Below are 25031 nucleotides of genomic sequence, written 5' to 3'. Positions count from 1 at the left end.
GTCCATGCCGCATTCGTCCAATGCGCCGCGCCGCACGCTGCTCCTGACCGGAGCGAGCCGCGGCATCGGCCACGCCACCGTGATCCGCTTCTCGTCGGCGGGCTGGCGCGTCATCACCTGCTCGCGGCATCCCTTCCCCGAGGATTGTCCGTGGGACGCCGGGCCCGAGGATCACATCCAGGTCGACCTCGGCAACCCCCTGGACACCGCGCGCGCGATCACCGACATCCGCAACCGGCTCGAAGGCGGCATGCTGCATGCGCTCGTCAACAACGCCGCGATCTCGCCAAAGGGTCCGGGCGGCTCGCGGCTTGGCTCGGTCGACACCGACCTCGACACCTGGACGCACGTCTTCCACGTCAATTTCTTCGCGCCGATCATGATCGCGCGGGGATTGATCGAGGAGTTGAAGGCGGCCAGGGGCTCGGTCGTGAACGTCACCTCGATTGCGGGCTCGCGCGTGCATCCCTTTGCGGGCGCCGCCTATGCCACATCGAAAGCCGCGCTTGCATCCCTGACGCGCGAAATGGCCTCCGATTTCGGCCGCGTCGGCGTCCGCGTCAACGCCATCGCGCCGGGCGAGATCGACACCTCGATCCTGTCGCCGGGCACCGAGAAGATCGTCGACCAGCAGATCCCGATGCACCGTCTCGGCACGCCCGACGAGGTCGCCAAGATCATCTACGTGCTGTGCACGGACACCAGCTCTTACGTCAACGGCGCCGAGATCCACATCAACGGCGGCCAGCACGTGTAAGGCCAGGCAGGCGAAGCATGGGCCGGTTCGCGAGCACTGCGTCACTCTACGAGCATTTGCGGCCGCCCTACCCGAGCGAATTCTTTCGCAGCGTCGCGCACAAGCTTGGTCTTACCAAACAGAGCAGCCTGATAGACCTCGGCACCGGACCCGGACTCCTGGCGCTCGGCTTCGCTCCTTACGTCGGCCGCGTTGTCGGCGTCGATCCTGAACCTGCCATGCTCGATGCAGCGCGACGCGCGGCTGCGAGCGCAGCCTACGCGCTCACGCTGATCGAAGGCAAGGTCGAGACGCTTAGCCCCGACATCGGCGCATTCGACGTCGTGACCATCGGCCGCGCGCTGCATTGGATGGATCGTGAGCCGACGCTTGCGCGGCTCGATCGACTGGTCGCGCGCGATGGCGCAATTCTGATCTGCGCCTCATTCTCGGCCACCGACGGCCGCAACCCGTGGCTTGACGGCTACAACGACGTCCGCCGCCGCTGGTCACCGACCAAGCTCTGGGAGGAGGCAGGCATGGGCACGCGCACCCATCGCGACTTGCCGGCGTTCTTTCGCGGCAGCGCCTTTCAGCCCACCGAGCTCGTCACGGTTGAGACCAGCCACACAATCAGTGTGCAGGATCTGACACGCCGCACCCTCACCTACTCGTCGTCATCGCCGGAAGCGCTTGGCGAAAATGCCGACGCGATGCTGCGCGATGTCGGGCAGCATCTCGCTCCCTTCAGTCGCGACGGTGCCATCGCCGAGACCGTCGTCTCGACGGCCCAGATCGTGAAGCGCTAGATGATTTGCCCGCTCGAAGGGCGGGAAGCAAGGCGATCCAGACAACGCCGCCGCAGGACCTGGATCGCCTTTACCCTTCCGTTCCTCAATCGACTCGAATCCGACGCGACCGATCGCGCAGCCGCGGAGCGGCCGTGCTGAACGCAGTCGAGCAGTCGTCGTCGTTCTCACCGTCGAGCAGCGGAGCACCACAGTGCCGGCACATGCGTGCCGACATCGACGACGCCTTGCCGCTCGCCAGGACCTGACGATAATTCGCCAGATCGATGACGTTGCGGGGCGACGTTATGTGTTTTTCAACCATGGCTGTTCCTCGCGGCTAACATGCTGCTTATCGCAGACAAGTTTCGCGCAAACGTTCAGCCCACCGCTCAAATTTTACCGGAGGAATTGGGGCGGCGGGCACACATCACGGCGCGGCCTCAATCCCGCTCTATTCTGCGACACCAACCACCGTGTCTCGTTGAACGGCGTAAGGTCTCGGTAGGTATCAAAGCCACTTCTTCCACTTGAAGAGCCAGTACGGGACGATCGCGGCGGCGAGCATCATCACCAGCGCCATCGGATAGCCGTGGACCCATTCGAGTTCCGGCATCGCCTTGAAATTCATGCCGTAGATCGAGGCGATCAGCGTCGGCGGCATCAGGACAACGGCCATGACCGAAAACAGCTTGATGATGTTGTTCTGCTCGAGATTGACGACGCCGAGCATGGCGTCGAGCACGAAGGTGATCTTGCTGGAGAGATAGGAGGCGTGGTCGGTCAGCGAGGCGACGTCGCGCTGCATGGTCTTGAGCTGCTCGCGCATGTCCTTCGACCATTTCACGCCCTCCACCACCGCGGAGAGGAAGGTGACCACGCGGCCGATCGACACCAGGCTTTCGCGAACCTTCGAGGTCAGATCGCCCTTGCGGCCGATCGAGATCAGGATCTGGGAATATTGCTTGGCGTGGCCGTGGCGCTCGCTCTCGGGCTCGAAGATGTCGTGCGAGACCTGGTCGATCTCGGCGCCGCAGCGCTCCAGGATGTCGGCGCAGCGGTCGATCACGGCGTCCAGCAGTTCCATCAGCACCATCTCGCCGGTGATCGCGGGCGTGCAGGAACGGGCCAGCTTGGCCTCGACCAGCGCAAACGGCTTGGGCTGGTCGTAGCGCACCGTCACCAGGCGATGGTCGCCGAGAATGAAGGTCACAGCCGTGGTCCGGGGCATGTCGGTGTCGGACTGGCACATCAGCGTCGCCGTCATGTAGCGCGCGCTGTTCTCGATATAGAGGCGGCTTGAAATCTCGATCTCCTGCATGTCCTCCCGGGTCGGGATCGCAATGCCCGAGAGCCGCTCCACCGCCTTGTCCTCAGCCGCGGTCGGGTTGACCAGGTCGATCCACACGGCGTGCTCCGGTACCGCCGCGAGGTCCTCGACGACCGCTTTCTTGAGGGAGGAGTCGGAGGGAACGAACACAGAAAACATGCACAACTCCAGCAGGGGCCTGCGACAGACTGACAGCCCTTAGCGCGATTCTGACAAGTTCATGATGACAAGCACATTAACGGAGCGTTTGCATTTGTGGCGGCGCCGTGGCCCAACCGTGGCACGGAATCGACAGTCGGGCGTGCTTTGCCTAAAAACCAGCACAAGAGCGCAAAACTTGCGGCAAAAAAGCCACAGCTCGGCTCTTGCAGCGCGGGAAAAGGTCCGAAACGCTGGAATTGTGGCAGATTTCAACGATAATAGGGCCCAACGGAGTCGTGGTTTGGGCGCGTCTCAAGCCCCGCGAAAGCTTGTTGTTGTCGATTGGAACCTAATCATGTCGTCGCTGAAAGTTATGCTGGGTATTTTGGCCGCTGGCCTGATGCTGTCGGGCTGCATGCAGGCCACACATTTTGAAGCGACCGACACCAAGGCCTTCAAGCCGAAGGACAAGGAACTCCTCGCCAAGGTCCGGTACGAGAACACCCCGGTTGCCGAGCCGTTCCGCCGCGCCATCGTCGATTACCACCGCAAGGAATCGCCGGGCTCGATCGTGGTCGATTCCGACAACCATTACCTCTACTGGGTGATGGATGGCGGCAAGGCGATCCGCTACGGCATCACCGTCGGCGAAGAAGCCATGGCATGGTCGGGCATTGCCAAGGTTGGCAGCATGACCGAGTGGCCGGCCTGGCATCCGACCCCGGGCGAGATTTCGCGACTGGGCGTGCCGACCTACGTTGCACCGGGTCCGGACAATCCGATGGGCTCCCGCGCGATGTATCTCTACTCCGGCGGCAAGGACACGCTGTTCCGCATTCACGGCACCAACCAGCCGGAATATATCGGCGCCTCGATCTCGTCGGGCTGCATCCGTCTGACCAACGAAGACGCGATCGACCTCTATGGCCGCGTCAAGGTCGGCACCATCGTCGTGGTGCTCGAGCCGAAGCATGGCGACTCGCCCTACAATTCGCGCCTCGCGCTCGGCGGCAGCCAGACGGGTCAGGCGGGCAGCTACTGATCGCTTCCTGCTCTCGGATATTCAAAGGCGCCGGTTTTACCGGCGCTTTTTTGTTGCCGGCTTGTGCGGCTCGGCTTTGGTGCCATCGGCGGCCGACTTGTCCGCGGGCGCAGGGGATTTCTGCGCCGGCTCGTCATCAGCTCCGTCCTTGGCTCCATCCTTGGCCTCAGGCCTGGCCGCGACCTCGCGCGGCGGCGCCTCCTCGGGCCGTCCCGCCGGCAGCAACGGGGCGACCTGCGGCAGGGGATCCCAGACGTTCCACTGACAAATCCGGTAGTCGTTGCGCCGCTGCGCCAGGTCGAGATGGATGTGGTCCTCGTGATACCAGTCCGAGCCCGGACCGAGCACGGTGGAAAAGCGCGCGCAGACTGAATGCAGCACGCGCTCGCGCACATCGCGCGGCATGCCGCGGTCGGTCAGGCCGATCGACCGCCCGTTGGCGAGCTTGATGGCGCGGACGTCGAGCGCGTTGGCCTTGCCGTGCTCGGACAGCATCGCGCCGGCGATGCGGTTACGGCCTCGGCATTCGAAGCTGTCGAAATTGTCGAGGTCGCTGATGGTCGAGCCGAGGCTCGCCGCCAGCGGCACCATGTCCTTGCGCACCCAATCGGCGATCGCGGAGGCCATGGTGCAGCGGAGGATCGCCGCCGGCTTGACCGCCACCTTGCGCTTGTCCGGCAGCACGATCGCCTCCAGCCGCACCAGATCCTCGCCGCCGCAGGCGCCGGGGCCGCGGATATCGGGAATGGACGGCGCGACGGCGATCTCCTCGGTCAGCGCCAGCCGGCAGGCCGAGAGCTGCTTCTCGGGCGGCGGCGCAGCCTCGGCGGGCTTGTTGGCACTGGGCTTGTCTGCGGAAGGCTTCCCCTCTGCCTCCGGCGCGGCCTCGTCCGTTGCTTGGGGGGCCTCCTCCGGACGGGGCTTTGGTAGCGGTATCCTGGCGGAGTGCACCTTCGTACGTGGCCGTGGTGTCCCGAGGCCAAAGATATCCAGCGGCGCAGCATATTTTCGCGCTTCTGCCCGCTCCGCCAGCACAAGCGACAGCCCGAGCGCAGCGGTAACCATTGCCGCGCCCGCGGACATATAGCCGCGACAAGACCATTTGCGGCGAAAGTCCGGCAGGCTAAAACTCATGACAATTCTTTGGCCCAGCGCTGAGAGCTATAAAAAGTCCAGCCCACCTCGGAGGAATGTCTGAATGCTTGGTTTGATGCAAGATTGGCCCCTGCTCTGCCACCGGATCATCGAACACGCCGCCAAGATTCATGGCAAGCAGGAGGTCGTTACGCGATCGGTCGAGGGACCGATCCATCGCACCACCTACGGCGAAATCCACAAGCGGGCGCTCAAGGTCTCGCAGGTGCTGGAGCGAGACGGCATCAAGCTCGGTGACCGTGTCGCAACGATCGCCTGGAACACCTGGCGCCATCTCGAGGTTTGGTACGGCATCATGGGGATCGGCGCCATCTGCCATACCGTCAATCCCCGCCTTTTCCCCGAGCAGATCGCCTGGATCATCAACCATGCGCAGGACCGCATCGTGATGACCGACCTCACCTTCGTTCCGGTCCTGGAGAAGATCGCCGACAAGCTGCCAAGCGTGGAACGCTACGTCGTGCTCACCGACAAGGCGCATTTGCCTGAGACCACGCTGAAGAATGTGGTCGCCTACGAGGACTGGATCGCGGAGGCCGACGGCAAATTCGAATGGAAGGACTTTGACGAGAACACGGCCGCCGCGATGTGCTACACATCCGGCACCACGGGCGATCCGAAGGGTGTTCTGTATTCGCATCGCTCCAACGTGCTGCACGCGCTGATGGCGAACAATGTCGATGCGCTCGGCACCAGCGCGTCCGAGACAATGCTGCCGGTGGTGCCGCTGTTCCATGCCAATAGCTGGGGCATCGCCTTCTCGGCCCCCTCGCAAGGCACCAAGCTGGTCATGCCCGGCGCCAAGCTCGACGGCGCCTCCGTCTACGAGCTGCTCTCGACCGAGAAGGTGACGCACACGGCGGGCGTGCCCACGGTGTGGCTGATGCTGCTGCAGCACATGGCGGCCAACAATCTGAAGCTGCCGGCTCTGAAGATGGTGATCTGCGGCGGCTCGGCGATGCCGCGCTCGATGATCAAGGCCTTCCTCGACATGGGCTCGAACGTGCGCCACGCCTGGGGCATGACCGAGATGAGCCCGATCGGCAGCGTCGCGGCGCTGAAGCCGCCGTTCCAGAATGCGACCGGTGAGGCGCGGCTCGACGTGCTGCAGATGCAGGGCTATGCGCCCTTTGCGGTGGAGATGAAGATCACCGACGACGCCGGCAAGGAGCTGCCCTGGGACGGCAAGACCTTCGGCCGTCTCAAGGTCTCCGGCCCCGCCGTCGCCAAGGCCTATTACCGCGTCGACAGCAACATCCTCGACGAGGAGGGCTTCTTCGACACCGGTGACGTCGCGACCATCGACGAGGCCGGCTACATGCGGATCACCGACCGCTCCAAGGACGTGATCAAGTCCGGCGGCGAGTGGATCTCCTCGATCGACCTCGAAAACCTCGCGGTCGGCCATCCCGCCGTGGCGGAGGCCGCCGTCATCGGCATCTATCATCCCAAATGGGACGAGCGTCCGCTGCTGATCGTGCAGCTCAAGCAGGGCCAGCAGGCCAGCCGCGAGGACATCCTGAAGTTCATGGACGGCAAGATCGCCAAATGGTGGATGCCCGACGACGTCGCCTTCGTCGAAGGCATTCCGCACACCGCGACCGGCAAGATCCTGAAGACCGCACTGCGCGACCAGTTCAAGGACTACCGTTTCCCGAACGCGGCGGCTTAACCCTCGGTACCGCCTCCCCTGGAGGGCGTGAGCGCTCGACGCATTGAAGCCTCCACAACGTCATGGCCGGGCTTGTCCCGGCCATCCACGCCCTGCCCCGCGGCACGGAGAACGTGGATGCCCGGGCATAGGCGAGCGAAAGCGACGCCGTCCTTCGGACGGCTATGCCCGGGCATGACGGTCGGGGCGCATGCGGAACCCTTGAATTTGCCCCCGGGCCGTGGTCTCAACGGCCCATCGTCGCGCCAAATCGGCCGACATCGCCCAAAACCCCGGCAGAGCTTCACCCGATGGCCCGCAGGTTTTCCGCTCCCTATCAGTCGGAGCCCGTGTCCAGCCTCGCGAGCTGGGCGCGTAATCTGGCCGTGTTCGCGGTGGTGGTGGTGGTGGTCTCGATCATCATCGTCCGCTTCGACTTCCTGGAGATGAGGCCGGCGCTGATGACGTTCTTCGGCGGGCTCGCGATCGCCGGCCTCTCGATCCTGTTTGGGCTCGCGGGCTTTGCCGCGATCTGGCAGAACGGCTCGCGCGGCATGGGGCGCATCCTGCTCGCCTTCCTCATCAACGGCGCGATCCTCGCTTATCCCGCTTATCTCGCCCTGCAATACCGCAAGCTGCCGCCGATCTACGACATCACCACCAACCCGATCGACCCGCCGCGCTTCGACGCGCTCGCGCATCTGCGCACCGGCGATGGCACCAACACCGCGGTCTATGCCGGCCTCTATTCGGCCGAGCAGCAGCGCCAGTTCTACCCGGACATCGAGCCGATCGAGCTGGAGATCCCGGTCGATCGGGCCTATGCGATCGCGCGCCAGCTCGTCATCAAGCGCAAATGGCTCGTCATCGACGAGCGCGAGCCGCAACCGCCGCGCCGTATCGGCCGCATCGAGGCGGTGGCACGGACGCCGATCATGGGGTTCCGCGAGGACATCTCGATCCGGGTCGTGCCCGATGGTGACGATTCCCGCGTCGATATCCGCTCGGCGTCGCGCTATTTCGACAGTGATCTCGGCAGCAACGCCGCGCGCGTCAAAAAATTCATCGACGATCTCAACACCGCCGCCGACGCCGACGCGCTGAAACCGGTGAAGAAGACGCCGGTCGCGCCGCCGAAGGCACCGGCGAAGACGGTGAAGAAGTAGCCTTGCTGTCATTCCAGGACGATGCGCAGCATCCAGCCCGGAATGACGAGAAGCTAGGCCCCCGCCATTCGATACGTACCGCCGATCACGGGATCGCCATCCGTCGCCACCACGCCGCGCGCGACCAGATCTTCCAGATGCGCCAGGACCGAATAGCCGGCGGCCGTCGTCAGCCTGGGATCGATGCCGATATAGATCGCGCGCACCATGGTCGGGATATCGGCCTCGCCCTTGGCCAGGCGGTGCAGGATCGAGGCTTCGCGCGCCTTGCGGTGGCGGATCAGGAAGCGCACGAAGCGCTGGCCGTCCGGGATCTCCGGGCCGTGGCCGGAGAAATACAGATCCTCCTCGCGCGCGGCGAGGCGGTCGAGAGATTCCATGTAGTCGATCATCGAGCCGTCGGGCGGCGCCACGATCGAGGTCGACCAGCCCATCACGTGATCGCCGACGAAGTTGAATTTCCGTTCGGGCCAGGCGAAGGCGAGATGATTGGCGGTGTGGCCGGGCGTCGCCACGGCCTCCAGACGCCAGCCGGCACCCTCGACGACGTCGCCATGGGCGATCCTGATATCGGGCGCGAAATCGCGGTCGGCGCCGGACTCCGGATTGTGCTTCTCGCTCTCGAAGCGCGGGCGCGAGGCACGGTGCGGGCCTTGGGCATAGACAGGCGCGCCGGTCGCCTGCTTGATCCGCGCGGTGTTCGGCGAATGGTCGCGATGGGTGTGGGTGACGAAGATATGGCTCACCGTCTCGCCGCGCACGGCAGCGAGCAGCGCCGCCGCATGCGCCTCGTCGTCCGGGCCGGGATCGATGATCGCGACGTTGCCTTGGCCTACGATGTAGCTGACCGTGCCGGTGAAGGTGAACGGGCTCGGATTGTTACAGAGCACGCGCCGCACGCCGGGACGGACTTCCTCGACGACACCGGCTTTGAGCGGAAAGTTGCGGTTGAACGGGATGTCGTCGTTGTCGGACATGGGACTTCCTGTGCACTGCAGCCCCAACCCTCGCCGTCATACCCCGCGAAAGCGGGGTATCCAGTACGCCGCGGCGCCTGAGGCGAAGGCGAGGTCTCTGGGATACTGGATCGCCCGCTTTCGCGGGCGATGACAGCGGAGCAAACTAGCCGCGGCCGAAGAACGCTGCGACTAGAAAAACGCCTGGATGCCCGTGATCGCACGTCCCAGGATCAGGGCGTGGACGTCGTGCGTCCCCTCGTAGGTGTTGACGGTCTCGAGGTTATGGACGTGGCGCATCACGTGGTACTCGGCCGAGATGCCGTTGCCGCCGTGCATGTCGCGCGCGACGCGGGCAATATCGAGGGCCTTGCCGCAATTGTTGCGCTTGATGATCGAGATCATCTCGGGGGCAAACTTGCCTTCGTCCATCAGACGGCCGACGCGAAGCGAACCCTGGAGGCCCAGCGCGATCTCGGTTTCCATGTCCGCCAGCTTCTTCTGCACGAGCTGGGTCGCGGCGAGCGGCTTGCCGAACTGCTTGCGGTCGAGCGTGTACTGGCGGGCGCGGTGCATGCAGTCCTCGGCGGCGCCGAGCGCACCCCAGGAGATACCGTAGCGGGCGCGGTTGAGGCAGCCGAACGGGCCCTTGAGGCCAGACACGTTGGGCAGCAGTGCGTCCTCGGGAACCACGACGCCGTCCATCACGACCTCACCGGTGATCGAGGCGCGCAGCGACAGCTTGCCGCCGATCTTCGGGGCGGAGAGGCCCTTCATGCCCTTTTCCAGCACGAAGCCGCGAATCTGGTTGTCGTGCTCGGCCGACTTGGCCCAGACCACGAAGACGTCGGCGATCGGCGCGTTCGAGATCCACATCTTGCTGCCGGTCAGGCGATAGCCGTCCGAGACCTTCTCGGCGCGGGTCTTCATGCCGGCCGGATCGGAGCCGGCGTCGGGCTCGGTGAGGCCGAAGCAGCCGACCCACTCGCCGCTAGCGAGCTTCGGCAGGTACTTCTTGCGCTGGTTCTCGTCGCCATAGGCGTAGATCGGGTACATCACCAGCGAGGACTGCACCGAATTCATCGAGCGATAGCCGGAATCGACCCGCTCGATCTCGCGCGCGACCAGGCCGTAGGCGACGTAGCTCGCATTGGCACAGCCATATTCCTCAGGCAGCGTAATGCCGATCAGGCCGAGCTCGCCCATCTCGTTGAAGATCTCGCGGTCGGTCTTCTCCTCGAGATAGGCTTTGGTGACGCGCGGCAGCAGCTTGTCCTGGGCATAGGCGCGCGCGGTGTCGCGCACCATGCGCTCGTCTTCGGTGAGCTGCTCGTCGAGCAGGAACGGATCGTCCCATTGGAAAGAAGCCGCAGCCGGCTTGTCCTTGGTCTGAGGGCGCACGCTCATGAAACGTCCTTTCGTCTGGTTCCGTCAAAATTTGCCCGACAAAGTAAAGCGCCGCGGCAACAAGTGCAATTGCGTTGCAGATGGATGGCTCTGCGTGAACCCCGGGGATGCGCAGCGCGCGCCCCCGGAATGACAGCGCTAGCTTTCAAGCTGCTCGTTGGCGACGATCTCGATGCCGAAGCCTGACAGGCCCTTGTAGTCGTGCACCGAAGAGGTGAGGTGGCGGATCGAGGTGACGCCGAGGTCGCGCAGGATCTGCGCGCCGACACCGACCTCGCGCCACTGGCGGTTGCGGTCCGCCTCGCTCGCGCTCTCATCGGGCAGCGGAGCAACGGGGACACCGGCGGCGCCGTCACGCAGGTAAACCAAGACGCCACGGCCGGACTTCTTGAAGTGCTCGAGCACCGCCGCCATGCGCTTGTGGCCGGTGAAGATGTCCTTGACGATGTTGGGCTTGTGGAAGCGCGTCAGCACGTTCTTGCCGTCGCCGACGCCGTTATAGACGAACGCGACGTGGGCGATGGAATCGAACGGCGAGCGGTAGGCATAGCCCTGAAGCGGCCCGATTGGGCTGTCGGTGACGAAGGTCGAGACCCGCTCGATCAACTTCTCGCGCACCTGGCGGTAGGCGATCATGTCGGCGATGGTGACATGCTTGAGCTTGTGCCTGGCGGCGAACTGCGCAACCTGCTCGCCCTTCATCACGCTGCCGTCGTCGTTCATCAGCTCGCTGATGACACCGACCGGCGGCAGGCCGGAGAGCTTGCAGAGGTCCACCGCAGCCTCCGTATGGCCGGAGCGCAGCAGCACGCCGCCGTCCTTGGCGATCAGCGGGAAGATGTGGCCCGGGCGGGCAAAATCGTTGGCGCCGACATTGGGATTGGACAGCGCGCGGCAGCACGAGGCGCGCTCTTCGGCCGAGATGCCGGTGCCGCCGTCGGGCTTGTAATCGATCGAGACCGTGAATGCAGTAGTGTGCGCGGAATCGTTGTGGGCCACCATCGGATCGAGCCGGAGGCGGCGCGCGTCCTCGGTCGTCACGGGCGCACAGACGATGCCGGAGGTATGGCGGATGATGAACGCCATCTTCTCGGCGGTGCAGAGCGAGGCTGCGACGATCAGATCGCCCTCTCCCTCGCGGTCCTCGTCGTCGGTGACGACCACGAGCTCACCCCGGGCAAAGGCCTGCAAGACTTCCTGAACGTTATCGGGCATTTCCCAATCTCTATCGGTTATGGCCGGGAGGCTTAGCCGGACGCCTTAGCCGGACTTGGCCCCAAGCGCTAGTGTCCTGGACGCAACAGCATATGCCTGATGGCGGGCCGGCCCGCGGGTCTGAGGCTTGCACCGAAGATACCAAGGATATAGGCGCACACGGCCCGGACGGAAAGCGGCCGCGCCGCCTTCAGGGCAGCACTTCGCGCCGCTCGCCGAGCCGGACATCGAGTTCGGCCCGCTTGTCGGGCAGCAGCCCGGCCTGGGCGGCTTCGATCACGGTAAACAGCTCATGAGCGTCGCTGAGCCGGGTCACGGTGACGTAGCTGGCGCCGGCCGCGTAGAGCTCGCCCACATCCGACAAGAGATCGGCCGTGGCCACGATCATGGCGGTCGGATTGAGGGTGCGGACGTGGCGGACCAGCTTCTCGTTGCTGGCGCCCTTGAGAAGGGCGTCCGGCACGCTGAGGATGATCATCTCGGACGTGCCGACGCCGGCATGGAGCAGCGTGTCGGCGCTGCTGATGTCGCCATAAATCACGTGCAGGCCGCGCGACAGCAGCGTCTTGTACACATTGGGATTGAAGTCGATCACGGTGATCTGCTCGAGCAAAACCGGCGCCTGCCGTTCGATCTCGGCCAGCAGCGCGCTCGCCGCACGGAAAAAGCCGAGGATGACGATGCGGCGGGCCTCGCCATGGCCGCCCTCGTGCCCCTCCTCGGCATGGCCGTTGCCATGGTCGAGGTCGCGCAGGCCGATCCGCTTCAGGGGGCCGATCGCCCAGCGGGTGATCTCGTCGCTGCGGGTCATCACGAAGGTCGAGAGCACCGCCAGCACCACGAAGGCGAAGGAGGCTGCGTTCGCCGTTTCGGCCGCGATGTGATGGTCGGCGACGCCGGTCTGGATCACCACCAGCGAGAACTCGGAGATCTGCGCGAGGTTAAGGGCCGGCAACAGGCTGGCGCGCAGGCCCTGCTTCATCAGGTAGAGCGGGGCGAAGGTGGTGACGAGGCGGCTCACCACCGTGAACGCCGCAATCATCAAGGCAAGCCCGATCACGGAGAGGCCCGGCACGGGAATGGTCATGCCGAGCGCGACAAAGAACAGCGTGATGAAGAAGTCGCGGAGCGTGGTGACCTTGGCGGTGACGTCGAGGGCGTAAGGGAAGGTCGAGAGCGAAACGCCGGCGATCAGCGCACCCATCTCGCGCGAGAGTGAGAGCCGCTCCGCGGTCTCGGCGACGAGGAAGCACCAGGCGAGCGCGCCAAGCAGGATCAGCTCGGGGCGGCGGGCAATCTGATGGAATAGGCGCGGCAGCACGTAGCGGCTGACCAGCAGTGCGGCGGCGACCAGCACCGCGACACGGCCGATCGACAGCAGGATGACGCTGACCTCGAGATTGGCGAGGCTCGGCTGCACCGCCAGGAACAGGATGGCGAAGATGTCCTGGAGCACCAGCACGCCGAGCGTGATGCGGCCGGGCAGCGTGTCGAGCTCGCGTTTCTCGTAGAGCACCTTGACGATGATCACGGTGCTCGACAGCGCGCAGGCGACGCAGAGATAGACCGCATCGAAATGCCCACCGCCGAGCGACAAGCCGATACCGACGAAGAACAGCACCCCGAGCAGGCAGCCGCCGATGAGCTGGCCGCCCGCCGCGAACAGGATCACCTTTCCCGCCCGCACGATCTTCTTCAGGTCGATCTCGAGCCCGATCATGAACAGCATGAAGATCAGGCCGAGCTCGGAGATGACGCTGATCGATTCCTGCGATTTGACCCAGCCCGCACCGAATGGACCTATGCAGAAGCCGGCGATAAGGTAGGCCAGGATCAGCGGCTGCCGGGAGAAATGGGCGAGCAGGCCCAGCATCCAGGCAAACAGAATACAGAGAGTGATGTCGCGAATGAGTTCGTGCATACCAAATTGGTCCGTTTTGCCGCACCCTAGGGCCAGGTTGCGGCGCGGCAAGCGAGCAATTCGTCACATGCGAGCAGGGCTTTTCGCAGCAATGCTGCTATGTCCCCTCGCCTCTGCCGCGCCCGCAGCCGCGCAATCCAAGGTCAATATCGAACAAAACTTTGCCGATTCGCTCACCACACTGCCGAAGGAGGAACTCGCCGTCTCCGGCGGGTTCTATGTGCCCGCCTATTCCAGCGTCGCGATGAGCCAAGGCAAACTACGTGTCGACTTCTCGGTGACGCTGAGCGTTCACAACGCCTCCGAGACCCAGCCGCTGGTGGTCAAACGCATCGCCTATTTCGACACCGCAGGCAAGCAGGTCGAGACCTACCTGAAGGGTCAGGTGGCGCTGAAGCCTCTGGCCACCGTCTCGATCTTCATTCCGACCGACGACGTGCGCGGCGGGACCGGGGCCAATTTCCTCGTCGACTGGGCCGCAACAGGCGAGATCGCCGAGCCCGTGGTCGAAGCCTTGATGGTTGGCGGCGTCGCCAATGCGCATTACGCTTTCATCAGCCAGGGTCGTCCGACGAGGACGGCCGGCAAGAAGTAAGGCAGGCCGGCGCAAGGCCGGCCGCTCAACAAGAACAAAACGAGGAACGCTCCCATGACGTCCAGCTTCGATTTCGCGCCCCTGTTTCCCGCAGGGCTGCCGGCCCCTTCCGCGCGCTGGACGGGCCTCGCCAAGTACAGTTTCGTCGGCGGTAACAACGACTCCGAGCAGTTGCCGCTCGACGGCCTGATCGAGGCGACCAATTCCGCCCTGCAAAAGGAAGGTCGCTCGCTTGCCACTTACGGGCTGGCGCACGGGCCGCAGGGCTACCTGCCCTTGCGCGAATTCCTGGTGACAAAACTGAAGCGCGACGCCGGCATCAACTGCACGGTCGACGACCTCCTGATCGTCTCCGGCTCGCTCCAGGCACTCGACCTCGTCAACGCGACGCTGCTGACGCGCGGCGATACCGTGATCTTCGAGCAGGACAGCTATCAGGGCTCGTTGACCCGCCTGGCGCGGCTCGGCGTCAGCGTCGTCGGCATCCCTCTCGACAAGGACGGCATGCGCATGGACGTGCTGGCCTCGACGCTGGCCGATTTGAAGAGCCGCGGCATCCGGCCGAAATACATCTACACCATCCCGACCGTGCAGAATCCGACCGGCAGCATCATGCCGGAAAGTCGTCGCGCTGAACTGGTGCGGCTCGCGGCCGAATATGGCGTGCCCATCTTCGAGGACGATTGCTACGCCGATCTCGTCTGGTCGGGGCAGCGGCCACCGGCCATCTACGCGATGAGCCCGAACGGCGGCGTGATCCATATCGGCTCGTTCTCGAAATCGATCGCACCGGCGCTGCGCGTCGGCTTCATCGTCGCGCCCTGGGATGTGATGTCGCGGATGCTGGCGCTGAAGACGGATGCAGGCTCCGGCGCGCTGGAGCAGATGGTGCTGGCCGCCTATTGCAAGCCGCATTTCTCGACCCACGTGCCCGCGTTGACGAAGGCGCTGCGCACCAAGCTCGATACGCTGATGGAGGCGCTGAACGAGCAGTTCGGGACGGCGGCCGAGTTCGAGGAGCCCAAAGGCGGCATCTTCCTGTGGGTGAAGCTGCCCGACCAGGTCGATACGCTAAAGCTCTATCAAGCCGCGCTCGCCGCCGGCGTGTCGATCAATCCGGGGCCGGAATGGTCGACCAACAAGCCCCATTCCAGCTCGCGGCTCAGGCTGTGCTTTGCGAGCCCCTCGCATCAGCAGATCCGTGAGGGCGTCGCCGTGCTGGCCGAGGTCTGCCGCAAGGAGTTCGGCGTGCCGGCCCGCAGCGCCAATGTGGAGAAGCGGGCCTAAGGCTCGCTCTAGGCCACCTGAGGCTGGCTGCCGTGGATCGCGGAGGCCAGCCGCAGCAACAGGACGATCGAGACGTTGCCCTTGCCGGCCTCGATCTGGGCGATGTAGCGCTCGGAAATCCCGGAGCGGCGGGCCAGCTCCCGGCGCGACAGCTCGCACCGCGCGCGCGAGGACCTCAAGCGCTCGCCCAGCTCGGCCAGGAACGCGGTCTCGGAATAAGGCGGCACGGCACAGCTCCCCGGCAGTACCTCGCCCGCGAAATCCACGACTTGATTCAGCATCGCTCTCACCAACTTCGCCTTCGGGAGCGCCATCCTACCCTTGATACGACCGGCCTCATTGACGCGGATCAAATTCGCGCGCGATTGCCAGCTCGCGTAGACGATCGCGCGCGGGATGCTACACTTGGACTTGTTCGAGGTGGGGTTTTTCAGGACATGACGCGTTGTCTGGGCTGCTGGGTCGCGGCGGCGATGCTGTGGATTGCGTTCACGCCAGCGGCCGGCGCCGAGACGCTTGCGGCGACGGTCGAGCAATGGGGCCTGCTCGGCTCATGGGCGGTCGATTGCGCGGCTAGGCCGGACCGCGACAAGGGCTCGCTGTTGACTTACGAGATCAGGAAAGACGGCCGGGTGATGTACCGGCGCGATTTCGGCGAGGCCAGGGACGAGAACGAAGTGTTGTCCGCCACGGTCGAAGCCGAGGGCCTGCTCAATGTGATGGTTTACTTCCCCTCGCTGCACCAGGCGCGTGAATTCGGGCTGCTGCTGGCGAAGGATGGCAGCCTGCGCGCGATCTACAATCGCAGCGAGCGCGGTGTGTACACGATCAGGGACGGCAAATACGTCGCGACAGGCGCGCCGACACCTTCACAGCAACGCTGCGATTGAGCATCACGTTTGAGCATGATCGCTCGGAAAACCGCTTCACACTTTTCCGGATCATGCTCTGTCTGAACATCCATTCAGAATTCTCTTCCAGTTCCTCCGGAACGTTCGCACACATGCGCCGTTCTCATGTGCATTGAATTGGAGGAGGACATCATGAAGAAGCTCGGTTATGTGGTTGCGGCTCTCGGCGCGCTCGCGATCGTTGCACCGACGATGGCGAATGCCGAAACGGTGGTGATCAAGAACGGCTACCATCATGGCTACGGCGCCCGCGCCGAAATGCGCGAGCATCGCGACCACGGCTGGCATCGCGGTTGGCACCATCACGACCGGGTCGTCGTGGTCAAGCGCGGTCACCGTCACCATTGGGATTAATGCGTAACGCATTATGGAAATGGCCCCTCGCGGGGCCATTTCTTTGCGCTCTTTCTTCCTTCTCCCCTTGTGGGAGAAGGTGGCGCGAAGCGCCGGATGAGGGGTTGCTTCAGCGCATTCAATGAGAATTGGACTCGCGGATGGAGACCCCTCACCCGTCTCGCCGCTACGCGGCGAGCCACCCTTTCCCGCAAGGGGAGAGGGTAAGGGCGGTGCGTTCAGCGTCGAGTTTTAATCCCACACCGGCGCAAAGCCTGGATTGACGCAACGCTTGTCCTTGGGCAACGCCGCGATCTTCTTACGGTCGGCATCGTCGAGCGTGATCTTCAGCGCATCGAGATTGGCCTGCTGGCTCTCGCGGCGCGAGGCCTTCGGGATCGCAGCGACACCGTCCTGGTCGAGCAGCCACTTCAGCGCGACCTGCGCGGCGGTCACGTTGTGCTTAGCGCCGATCTCGGCCAGCACCGGATCTGACGCGATGCGTCCTTGCGCGAGCGGGCAATAGGCGACCAGCGGGATCGACCTAGCGTTGAGATAGGCCAGCACCTTCGATTGATCGAGCATGGCGTGATATTCGATCTGGTTGCAGGCGATCGGGGCCTTGATGTCCTCGACCACGGTCTTGAGCAGCGCCGTGGTGAAATTGGCAACGCCGATCGCCCGCGTACGCCCCTCCTCCTTCAGCTTCATCAGGGTCTCGAACACCGCGCCCCAGTTCGCGGATTTCGACGGCCAGTGCACAAGGTAGAGATCGACATGGTCGAGCCGGAGCTTGGTCAGGCTGGCGTCGAAGGCACGGCGGATCGCATCGGGGCTGAGATTCTCGTGCCAGACCTTGGTCGTGACATGCAGCTCGCCGCGCGGCAGCCGGGCCGCGGCGAGCGCGGCACCGATCGGTTCTTCATTGGCGTACATCTCGGCGGTGTCGATATGGCGATAGCCGATCGACAACGCGCTCTCGACCGCCGCGCGGCAGGCATCGCCCTGCATGCGGAAAGTGCCGAGGCCGAGCTTGGGCATGCTGATGCCCTGTGTCTTCAGATGATCCATGAGCTAACTCCTGACGTATTTCAGCCGCCGAACACGCGGTGGGGCCGCGAGGGAAGACTCTTCGGTGATGGAAAAGAGGTGGCGGGAATAGAGACTATAGCGCAGGAGACGCGAGGCGGCCAATCAAGATCGGGTTAGTGCTGGGATGCGCGATCCGTCCCCACCGTCATGCCCGGGCATAGCCGTCCGAAGGACGGCGTCGCTTCCGCTCGCCTATGCCCGGGCGTCCACGTTCTCAGGGCCGAGCAGCAGGGCATGGATGGCCGGGTCAAGCCCGGCCATGACGACGGAGAGAGTTGCCCACTCACGAATGCTGCGCGACCACGGCCGGGCGCGCCTGCGGCTGCGGCACGATGTCGACCGACCAGAGGTCGCGGTTGTCGACGTCTTTCAAGGTCACGGTCATCACGCCGCTCGCACCGTCGATATCGACCCTGCCGAAGAACTGCAGGCCGAAGCACGGCGCGAGGTTCTCCCCCTGCGCCTCGCTGCAGCCGTTCTGGTACATCGCGACCGGGCCAAACGTATTGTCGAGCTCGCCCGGACCCCAGGTGCCGGCATGGAGCGGGCCGGAGACGAACTCCCAGAACGGCTCAAAATCCTGGAATTGCGCCTTGTTCGGATCGTAATAATGCGCGGCAGTGTAGTGCATGTCGGCGGTGAGCCAGACGATGTTGCGCACGCCCGCGCGCTTGATGGAGCTGAGGAGATCGGCGATTTCGTGCTCACGCCGATCGGGCGCTCCGTTGCCGAGCGCGACGGCATCGAGACTGACGAGGCCGATCGGCAGGTCGGCGGCGATCACCTTCCAGGTCGCGCGCGACGCGGCGAGCTCCCGCTTCAGCCATGCGAGCTGCTCGGCACCGAGAATCCAGCCGCGATGGTCCTCGCCCTTGTTCCAACTGTCGTCACGGTAGCTGCGCATGTCGATCATGAAGACGTCGAGCAGCGGACCGTAAGCGATCTTGCGATAGACCCGGCCCTGTCGCGCGCCGACGTCGCGGATCGGCATGAAATCGAAGAAGGCGCGACGAGCGCGCGAGACCAGGCGCGGCGTGCCGTCGTCCTCATAGCCGGCGTCGTCGTAGCTGCCGGTCGGCGACCAGTCGTTGGTGACCTCGTGGTCGTCCCACTGTGCGAACATCGGCACCTCCGCGTGGAAGGCGCGAAAATGCTCGTCGAGATGGTTGTATTTGTAGTTGCCGCGGAATTGCGCCAGCGTGTGCGCGGCCTCGGCTTTCTCCTCGGTCACCAGATTGCGCCAGGTCTCGCCATTCGGCAGCTTCTGCTCGGAGGGAATCGTGCAGTCGGCGTAGATGTGATCGCCCGAGTGGATGAAGAAGTCCGGGCGATTCTCGAGCATGGTGCGATAGCTGCGATAGCCGCCGCGCGAGATGTCGATGCCCCAGCCCTGCCCCGCGACGTCGCCCGACCACACGAACGAGATCGACTGCCCCGCGGCCGGCGCGGTGCGGAAACGGCCGACGCGGCTTTCGCCGGCAATGCCGGTGGCGATGTCGTGGAAACGCACGCGATAGAACATGTCCTGCCCGGACGGCAGATCGTTCAGCAGCAGTTTTGCGGTGAAGTCGGCATCGGGCAGCGCGTCGCGCGAAGCTGACGCCATGATCGTCTTGAAACTCTCGACGGTCGCGCATTCCACCTGCATCCGCGCGGGCCGGTCGGCGCGCGCCCAGATCACGGCGGAGCCATCCGAGACATCGCCGGACTGAATGCCACCTGCGATTTGCGGGCGATCGGCGGCGCGGCTGATGGATGGCTTTGCGAGTGAGCCGAGCGCGGCAACGGCGAGGCTTGAAGTCGAACGGACCAGGAACTGCCGCCGGGTCCATGCGCGCGAGGCGCGGAGCGTTGCCATTCAGGAAACCTTCGTCGAATCGCGACGGAAGGTGCCTGCGCTCCTTGACTCCTATCCTGATGGTTTCTTGACTCCACGCCTACGGTTTTGCGACGTGGGGATGACGCGACAGACCCGGCTAGCGCTTCCAGTCGCAAATGCCGCCGGTGCGGCACGGCCAGGTCTGGATGCGGGTGTCCATCGCCTGCGCGTCCAGCGGATTGCCGTGACGATGTGCAAGCTTGGTGCGCGCTGCGCCGCGTGGCTGGACGCTCTTGGCATGAGCAACCTTCGGTTCGGCCACGTGCACGCGCCGGACGGCAACTTTCTTCGGCACGTCGATGGGTTCGGCCCGCGCCTGCGCCTCGTTGCCTCCCTTCGCCTCCAACGCAACCGGGGCGAACTGTGTCTCGGGCCCGAGCCGCTTCGGAGACAGCACCGCCTTGGAGAGATCGAGACCGAGATATTCGTCAGGCTTGTAGTCGTCAGCGCGCGCAATGCCGCCCCATGCGAGCACGAGGGCAACGGCAACTGCAAAAGGAACGCTCTTCAGGACCACGGACGCCTCCTGAAATCACTTATTTCAAGGGGTAATTTACTCCTATTTAGGAGGCGTCACGCGCAATTCCAGCGGCCAAGTGCCGCCGTGGTTAAGAAGTTTGGCGGTGTCAGGCGACCTTTCGCGCCGCACCCGTCCCTTCCAGGAACCCCATCAGGCGGCTGCGGATGATCTCTTCCGCCTCATCCATGATGCGATCGACGAGCTCCTTGCAGGAGGGGATGTCGTGGATCAGCCCTGCGACCATGCCGCAGCTCCAGGCACCCGCGTCCATCTGGCCGTCCAGCATGATCTTCGGATAGACGCCCGCGACCTGGTCGTGGATGTCGTCGATGCTCAGCTTGGCGCCCTTCTCGCGCTCGATCTCGAGCAGACGATCGACGTTGGCGTTCTTCAGCACGCGCTCGGTGTTGCGCAGAGCGCGCATGATCAGGCGGGTGTCGAGCTCGGTTGCCGCAACAAGCGCGTTCTTCACGTTCTGATGCACCGGTGCTTCCTTGGTGGCGATGAAGCGCGTGCCCATGTTCATGCCGGCCGCACCCAGCGACAGCGCCGCGACGAGGCTGCGCCCGTCCGCCATCCCGCCGGAGGCGACGAACGGGATCTTCAATTCCTCCGCCGCGCGCGGCAGCAGGATCATGTTGGGAATGTCGTCCTCGCCGGGATGGCCGCCGCACTCAAAGCCGTCGACGCTGACGGCGTCGCAGCCGATGCGCTCGGCCTTCAGGGAGTGGCGCACGGACGTGCATTTGTGGATCACCTTGATGCCGGCGGCCTTCAGCGCAGGCATGTATTGCTCTGGACTGCGCCCCGCCGTCTCCACCGCCTTGATGCCACCTTCGACGATGGCCGCGATGTACTCCGGATAAGGCGGCGCCGAGAAGGTCGGCAGGAAGGTGAGGTTCACGCCGAACGGCTTGTCGGTCATGTCGCGACAGCGCGCGATTTCCTTCGCGAGCAATTCCGGCGTCTTCTGCGTGAGACCCGTGATGATGCCGAGCCCGCCGGCATTGGAGACGGCAGCGGCGAGTTCGGCAAAGCCGACGAAATGCATGCCACCCTGGATGATCGGGTGCTCGATGCCGAACAGTTCGGTGATCGCGGTCTTCACGTAGGGGCCTCCCGGATTTCAGTTTGTATTGGGATCAGTCTAGCCGCAGTCTTGCTCCGCGGTCACCATTTCTCTCCGAAGGGACGGATCTCCATCTCGAAGGTCCAGGCACTCTTCGGCTGCTGATAGAGCTGCCAATAGGCATCCGCGACGGACGACGGCGGCATCAGAAGATCGGGATTATCAAGCGCATTCGCCCCGAGCGCTTCGAGCCGGCGCTGCCGCACCCACTCGGTGTCGACGCCGGAATCGATGATGAGATGGGCGACGTGGATGTTGTTCGGCCCGAGCTCGCGCGCCATCGCCTGCGCCACCGCGCGCAGTCCGAATTTTGCGCTGGCAAAGGCAGCAAAGCCGCTGCCGCCGCGCAGGCTCGCCGTCGCGCCGGTGAAGAAGATGTTGCCGCCACCACGCGGCAGCATCAGCCGTGCCGCTTCGCGGCCGGCGAGGAAGCCGGAATAGCAGGCCATCTCCCACACTTTCCGGAACACGCGCTCGGTGGTGTCGAGGATCGGGAAATTGACGTTGGCGCCGACGTTGAAGATGCAGACTTCGAGCGTCGCGTGCTGGTCGGCGTCATTGAGGAAGGAGATGACCTCCTCCTCTTTGCGTGCATCGAGCGAGCGCGCGTGAATCTCGCCGCCGGCGGCCTCGATGTCCTTCACCAGCGGCGCCAGCTTGTCGCCGTTGCGGCGGCCGGCGAAGACCGTGAAACCTTCCGCGGAAAATTTCTTGGCGATCTCGGAGCCGATGAAATCGCCGGCCCCGATCACGGCGGCTGTCGCGTTTCGCTTGGGCAAGGTCACCTCCTCCGGTGAGAACGGCATGTGATTGGGCCGGAGGCTATAGTTCTAAAATAGAACTGTCAAACTACGGGGGTGAATGGTAGCCTGCAGCAAGAATAGCGCTGATCATTCAAGTCAGTTCCTTTTTCTGACTTACTACCCTTTGCCGGAGATCGCGACATGAAGTGGGACACGCTGGATGAAGAGCCCTGCTCGCTCTCCCGCACCGTCGCCGTGGTCGGCGACCGCTGGACGCTTCTGATCCTGCGCGAATGTTTTTTACGCGTGCGCCGGTTCGAGGGATTTCAGTCCTCGCTCCAGATCACGCGGCACCTGCTCTCGGAGCGTTTGAAGAAGCTGGTGCGGTTCGGCATCCTGCGCCGCGTCCCCTATTCCGAGGCGCCCAAGCGCTACGAATACATCCTGACGCAGAAGGGCCTCGACCTCTACCCGATCATCATGGCGATGGTGCATTGGGGCGACACCCACATGGGCGACGAGCGCGGCCGCCCGCTGCTGCACCAGCACAAGACTTGCGGCAAGGAGTTCGACCCCGTGATGGTCTGCTCGGAATGCGGTGAGCCGCTGCATGCGAAACAGGTGCATGTGCATGCGGGGCCGGGGCGGAAGGAGGCGGTGAGGTAGAGTGCGCCAAGCAAAAGGTGTCGTGCCCCGGCTCGACCGGGGCATCCAGTCGGTGGGCCGTTCCTTGCTCATCGGATCGCTTTCCGTTGGGGCTTACGCGAAGGGAACGCCGTAGTACGAGTTGATGCCGCGGACTGCCGCGTCGTCACCCCAGTTCCAATCGCTGCGTTCACCGTATTTCGGCGCGCCTTCGAGCGTCTTGGCGGTGATCCCGGTGACATAGCCGCCGAGCTCCGTATCGTATTTGAGCGACTGCCAGGGCAGCGGATAGTGATCGTTGCCGAGGCCCAGGAAGCCGCCGAAACCGAGCACGGCGTAGGACACCTTGCCGCTGACCTTGTCGATCATCACGCGTTCGATCGAACCGATCTTGTTGCGATCGGCGCCATAGACCGATGTTCCCTCGACCTTGTCGCTGCCGATCAACCTGTCCATCTCGCTGCGGTCCAACTCGCCTTGTTTCAGCATTCCAATTCTCCACTCGGCCAACGTGTGGACCAACCGGGTCGGCGAGCGAACGTTCCGGCGCATGTTCCGGTGCTCGCGTCAGGAACGAGCGGTTCTCTGAGTTTCAAATACCCGCCAAACCGAGAGGCGAGAGCTTCGCATCACCTCTCGCCGCACGGAGCGCGGACGCCAGGGGCGATCAGCGAGCGGCGGCGGCCTCCCGTAGCATCAGGAAATCATGCATCGCGGCAGCGGCCTGAAGCTGATCGATGCGCGCCATAACAGAATCGCGCTGCTGTCCATCCGGCAAGCCCGACAGTTCGTGCTCGAGCCGCAGCTGCTCTGCCTTGAGACGTTGTTCGAACGTGTGGGGCTCAGATCGTCTTCGCATCTTCCGTCCTCGGTGGTTGCAGCCCCGAGCTGTTGGCCCAGCGCTCGACTTGCTCGATGACCTTCTGGTGACTCGGACGCACCGGTTTGGGCGGCTCGGGCTCTTCGGAAAGCTTGCGGGGTAACCTGACTTCCTCCGTCATGGCCTGTTCTCCCTCTCTACCGAAAGAATGCGCCACTGCCAGACTTGTTTCAATAATAACTTGTTGATTTTACTGGATATTTTTACTCATCTGGCGATTTTTCCGACTCTTGTGGAACTCGCACCAAACTCGTTCGTTGAGCAAACTACTCAACTTACTCACTTTGCGTGATCGACCATGAATGACCTTCGCGCCGAGCGCCTCCAGGTCATGCTCTCGCCGGAAGAGCTGGCCGCCGTCGATGATTTCCGATTCAAGCACCGCATGCCGACGCGCGCTGCGGCGGTCCGCGAGCTCCTCAAATTCGGGCTCGCAGCCGCGGGCATCGAGACGAGCATCGACCCGTCGGCAGGCATCAAATCAAGCGAGTTTGGTGTCTTTGGTCGCGGTCCCGAAGGACACGCGCCCGCGAAGCCCGAGGGCGACACCGAGGATTGAGTCTCCCCCAAGCAAAAACGACCCCGGCACAGTGGGTGCCAGGGCCGTCCTTGGAGATTGCTTCCGGCGCACCGGGGGCATGACAGCCGGAAGCAATCCGTCGACTCGTCGCGAAGGGATTCGTTCCTCGCGAGAACTAGCCGGTCGGCGCGTCGCCGGAATCGTCCGGCATCACGCCGGAGCCCGGTGTCTTGGTGTTGTCGTTGAGCTTGGGATCGCGCGTCGCTTCGCGCGACGGCGAGCCCTTCGAATCCGTCTTGTGCACGGTTTGCGCGCGCTGCTTGTCGCGCGGTTGATCTTCCGCCCGCTTGTCCTTGACGATGCCGTGGTCGGAATGCGCCATGATGTCCTCTCGCCTCTCCAGATGTCCTGAAGCGCTTACGCGCCGGCACAACGAATGTTCCAGCGCGCGAGGCCCGCAGCGCTAACTATGCGTGGCGTGGATTGCCGCCGATGCATTCTCCAGATGCACCTGCCGCACCGTCGTCACTGTCGCGAACGCGACCGAGACGCCAAAGGCGAGAATGAGCGAAAGAAGAGCCAGACGTGGAGCCATCGCAAAACCTCCTTCTGGAATCAAAATCAACGCGATCGACAGTTCGTGGATGATCCTGGATTGGTTGCTTGCATTCCGTGAGCAGTCTCACATGCAGATTCACAGAGATGAGAGCGCTCACGCATCCTGCGTTCGGAGGACGCGGACCTTTACGGGCGGGATTTCACCGTCCAGCCAGTCCTGCTCGTTCGCCAATGCCGTCCAGGCATCCGCCATGCGCAAATAACGCTTGTGGGTGGGCTGCCCTCCCGCGCGCTCGGCGAGCTGAAGGCAGTTGTCGGCGTTATCCCTGAAGATGTCAGACTGTTTCATACAGAAGATGTGGGAACGGAACTCCCGCTCCGCAATCGCCCTTACCGGATCGTAACGCGAGGGAACTTCGCACGCCATCGGT

Annotated in this window: 30 protein-coding genes; 11 read left to right on the top strand and 19 right to left on the bottom strand. The window is 64.0% G+C overall.

Features of this window, described 5'->3' with window-relative positions; genetic code table 11:
• Positions 1-4 precede the first annotated feature (4 nt).
• Both ABIA90_RS24105 and ABIA90_RS24100 read left to right on the top strand, forming a co-directional pair.
• Entirely contained in the window at positions 5-757 is a 753-nt protein-coding gene (locus ABIA90_RS24105) for an SDR family NAD(P)-dependent oxidoreductase (RefSeq protein WP_063984930.1), read from the top strand.
• Between the two features lie 17 nt (positions 758-774).
• The gene (locus ABIA90_RS24100) at positions 775-1545 is read left to right on the top strand and encodes a class I SAM-dependent methyltransferase (RefSeq protein WP_354119901.1); all 771 of its coding nucleotides are present in this window, start codon (positions 775-777) and stop codon (positions 1543-1545) included.
• A gap of 85 nt (positions 1546-1630) precedes the next feature.
• On the opposite strand, the gene ABIA90_RS24095 is transcribed toward ABIA90_RS24100, so the two are convergent.
• A complete protein-coding gene (locus ABIA90_RS24095; protein WP_028148212.1) occupies positions 1631-1849 on the bottom strand; it encodes a hypothetical protein in 219 nt (72 codons plus the stop codon).
• A gap of 186 nt (positions 1850-2035) precedes the next feature.
• Positions 2036-3013 carry a magnesium transporter CorA family protein gene (locus ABIA90_RS24090; protein WP_085401296.1) on the bottom strand — a complete coding sequence of 326 codons (978 nt, stop codon included), beginning with the start codon at positions 3011-3013 and terminating at the stop codon, positions 2036-2038.
• Positions 3014-3350: 337 nt separating this feature from the next.
• On the opposite strand from ABIA90_RS24090, the gene ABIA90_RS24085 reads away from it, so the two are divergent.
• On the top strand, positions 3351-4037 hold the full coding sequence (locus ABIA90_RS24085) for a L,D-transpeptidase (protein ID WP_063984933.1): 687 nt from the start codon (positions 3351-3353) through the stop codon (positions 4035-4037).
• A 36-nt stretch (positions 4038-4073) separates the two neighbouring features.
• Here ABIA90_RS24085 and ABIA90_RS24080 read toward each other — a convergent pair whose 3' ends face one another.
• Positions 4074-5171 (bottom strand): extensin family protein, encoded by a 1098-nt coding sequence (locus ABIA90_RS24080; protein WP_354119902.1) that lies wholly within the window; start codon positions 5169-5171, stop codon positions 4074-4076.
• A 64-nt stretch (positions 5172-5235) separates the two neighbouring features.
• Here ABIA90_RS24080 and ABIA90_RS24075 point away from each other — a divergent pair, with 64 nt between their 5' ends.
• Both ABIA90_RS24075 and ABIA90_RS24070 read left to right on the top strand, forming a co-directional pair.
• Complete coding sequence (locus ABIA90_RS24075; RefSeq protein WP_063984935.1) at positions 5236-6864, top strand: fatty-acid--CoA ligase; 1629 nt, start codon at positions 5236-5238, stop codon at positions 6862-6864.
• A gap of 290 nt (positions 6865-7154) precedes the next feature.
• Positions 7155-8009 (top strand): DUF1499 domain-containing protein, encoded by an 855-nt coding sequence (locus ABIA90_RS24070; protein WP_166353705.1) that lies wholly within the window; start codon positions 7155-7157, stop codon positions 8007-8009.
• Between the two features lie 53 nt (positions 8010-8062).
• On the opposite strand, the gene ABIA90_RS24065 is transcribed toward ABIA90_RS24070, so the two are convergent.
• From ABIA90_RS24065 to ABIA90_RS24050, 4 genes are all read right to left on the bottom strand, one after another.
• A complete protein-coding gene (locus tag ABIA90_RS24065) occupies positions 8063-8986 on the bottom strand; it encodes an MBL fold metallo-hydrolase (RefSeq protein WP_354119903.1) in 924 nt (307 codons plus the stop codon).
• Positions 8987-9157: 171 nt separating this feature from the next.
• Positions 9158-10372: an acyl-CoA dehydrogenase gene (locus tag ABIA90_RS24060; RefSeq protein ID WP_354119904.1), complete on the bottom strand. Its 1215-nt coding sequence runs from the start codon at positions 10370-10372 to the stop codon at positions 9158-9160.
• Between the two features lie 138 nt (positions 10373-10510).
• Positions 10511-11587, bottom strand: a complete 1077-nt coding sequence (gene ribB / locus ABIA90_RS24055; protein WP_063984938.1) for a 3,4-dihydroxy-2-butanone-4-phosphate synthase — start codon at positions 11585-11587, stop codon at positions 10511-10513.
• Positions 11588-11777: 190 nt separating this feature from the next.
• Complete coding sequence (locus ABIA90_RS24050; RefSeq protein WP_354119905.1) at positions 11778-13508, bottom strand: cation:proton antiporter domain-containing protein; 1731 nt, start codon at positions 13506-13508, stop codon at positions 11778-11780.
• Positions 13509-13575: 67 nt separating this feature from the next.
• Between ABIA90_RS24050 and ABIA90_RS24045 the strand changes: the two genes are divergently transcribed.
• Positions 13576-14103, top strand: coding sequence for a DUF3124 domain-containing protein (locus tag ABIA90_RS24045; RefSeq protein WP_028170153.1), 528 nt, complete (start codon positions 13576-13578; stop codon positions 14101-14103).
• A gap of 54 nt (positions 14104-14157) precedes the next feature.
• Complete coding sequence (locus ABIA90_RS24040; RefSeq protein WP_354119906.1) at positions 14158-15390, top strand: aminotransferase-like domain-containing protein; 1233 nt, start codon at positions 14158-14160, stop codon at positions 15388-15390.
• Between the two features lie 8 nt (positions 15391-15398).
• Here ABIA90_RS24040 and ABIA90_RS24035 read toward each other — a convergent pair whose 3' ends face one another.
• Complete coding sequence (locus tag ABIA90_RS24035) at positions 15399-15671, bottom strand: helix-turn-helix domain-containing protein (protein ID WP_014497240.1); 273 nt, start codon at positions 15669-15671, stop codon at positions 15399-15401.
• Positions 15672-15827: 156 nt separating this feature from the next.
• Between ABIA90_RS24035 and ABIA90_RS24030 the strand changes: the two genes are divergently transcribed.
• Complete coding sequence (locus ABIA90_RS24030; protein WP_354119907.1) at positions 15828-16280, top strand: hypothetical protein; 453 nt, start codon at positions 15828-15830, stop codon at positions 16278-16280.
• Between the two features lie 153 nt (positions 16281-16433).
• Positions 16434-16655, top strand: coding sequence for a hypothetical protein (locus ABIA90_RS24025; RefSeq protein ID WP_071917652.1), 222 nt, complete (start codon positions 16434-16436; stop codon positions 16653-16655).
• A 231-nt stretch (positions 16656-16886) separates the two neighbouring features.
• On the opposite strand, the gene ABIA90_RS24020 is transcribed toward ABIA90_RS24025, so the two are convergent.
• The 5 genes from ABIA90_RS24020 to ABIA90_RS24000 all read right to left on the bottom strand — a co-directional run bounded on the left by ABIA90_RS24020 (position 16887) and on the right by ABIA90_RS24000 (position 22033).
• A complete protein-coding gene (locus tag ABIA90_RS24020) occupies positions 16887-17705 on the bottom strand; it encodes an aldo/keto reductase (RefSeq protein WP_354119908.1) in 819 nt (272 codons plus the stop codon).
• Positions 17706-18009: 304 nt separating this feature from the next.
• Positions 18010-19584 (bottom strand): alkaline phosphatase D family protein, encoded by a 1575-nt coding sequence (locus tag ABIA90_RS24015; protein WP_354119909.1) that lies wholly within the window; start codon positions 19582-19584, stop codon positions 18010-18012.
• A 118-nt stretch (positions 19585-19702) separates the two neighbouring features.
• On the bottom strand, positions 19703-20122 hold the full coding sequence (locus ABIA90_RS24010) for a hypothetical protein (RefSeq protein ID WP_354119910.1): 420 nt from the start codon (positions 20120-20122) through the stop codon (positions 19703-19705).
• A 109-nt stretch (positions 20123-20231) separates the two neighbouring features.
• Entirely contained in the window at positions 20232-21233 is a 1002-nt protein-coding gene (locus tag ABIA90_RS24005) for an NAD(P)H-dependent flavin oxidoreductase (protein ID WP_354119911.1), read from the bottom strand.
• Between the two features lie 62 nt (positions 21234-21295).
• A complete protein-coding gene (locus ABIA90_RS24000; protein WP_354119912.1) occupies positions 21296-22033 on the bottom strand; it encodes an SDR family oxidoreductase in 738 nt (245 codons plus the stop codon).
• 165 nt (positions 22034-22198) lie between these two features.
• On the opposite strand from ABIA90_RS24000, the gene ABIA90_RS23995 reads away from it, so the two are divergent.
• A complete protein-coding gene (locus tag ABIA90_RS23995) occupies positions 22199-22663 on the top strand; it encodes a winged helix-turn-helix transcriptional regulator (RefSeq protein WP_247314158.1) in 465 nt (154 codons plus the stop codon).
• Between the two features lie 93 nt (positions 22664-22756).
• Here the strand turns inward: ABIA90_RS23995 and ABIA90_RS23990 are convergent, their stop codons facing one another.
• The 3 genes from ABIA90_RS23990 to ABIA90_RS23980 all read right to left on the bottom strand — a co-directional run bounded on the left by ABIA90_RS23990 (position 22757) and on the right by ABIA90_RS23980 (position 23643).
• Positions 22757-23131 (bottom strand): PRC-barrel domain-containing protein, encoded by a 375-nt coding sequence (locus tag ABIA90_RS23990; protein WP_063984947.1) that lies wholly within the window; start codon positions 23129-23131, stop codon positions 22757-22759.
• A 178-nt stretch (positions 23132-23309) separates the two neighbouring features.
• Positions 23310-23501, bottom strand: a complete 192-nt coding sequence (locus tag ABIA90_RS23985; RefSeq protein ID WP_354119913.1) for a hypothetical protein — start codon at positions 23499-23501, stop codon at positions 23310-23312.
• Positions 23485-23643, bottom strand: coding sequence for a hypothetical protein (locus ABIA90_RS23980; protein ID WP_354119914.1), 159 nt, complete (start codon positions 23641-23643; stop codon positions 23485-23487). The genes ABIA90_RS23985 and ABIA90_RS23980 overlap by 17 nt, the downstream gene beginning before the upstream one ends.
• Positions 23644-23820: 177 nt before the next feature.
• Between ABIA90_RS23980 and ABIA90_RS23975 the strand changes: the two genes are divergently transcribed.
• A complete protein-coding gene (locus tag ABIA90_RS23975; protein WP_028148230.1) occupies positions 23821-24081 on the top strand; it encodes a hypothetical protein in 261 nt (86 codons plus the stop codon).
• 136 nt (positions 24082-24217) lie between these two features.
• On the opposite strand, the gene ABIA90_RS23970 is transcribed toward ABIA90_RS23975, so the two are convergent.
• The 3 genes from ABIA90_RS23970 to ABIA90_RS23960 form a co-directional block, all read right to left on the bottom strand.
• On the bottom strand, positions 24218-24424 hold the full coding sequence (locus ABIA90_RS23970; protein ID WP_063984948.1) for a hypothetical protein: 207 nt from the start codon (positions 24422-24424) through the stop codon (positions 24218-24220).
• An 81-nt stretch (positions 24425-24505) separates the two neighbouring features.
• Positions 24506-24637, bottom strand: coding sequence for a hypothetical protein (locus ABIA90_RS23965; RefSeq protein WP_256376429.1), 132 nt, complete (start codon positions 24635-24637; stop codon positions 24506-24508).
• Between the two features lie 117 nt (positions 24638-24754).
• Positions 24755-24949: a hypothetical protein gene (locus tag ABIA90_RS23960; protein ID WP_354119958.1), complete on the bottom strand. Its 195-nt coding sequence runs from the start codon at positions 24947-24949 to the stop codon at positions 24755-24757.
• Positions 24950-25031 lie beyond the last annotated feature (82 nt).

The organism is Bradyrhizobium sp. LA6.8 (assembly GCF_040547935.1).
In the GTDB taxonomy this organism is placed as follows: domain Bacteria; phylum Pseudomonadota; class Alphaproteobacteria; order Rhizobiales; family Xanthobacteraceae; genus Bradyrhizobium; species Bradyrhizobium barranii.
The sequence above is the reverse complement of the archived record's forward strand: the minus strand, read 5'-3'. Positions and strand labels throughout refer to the sequence as shown.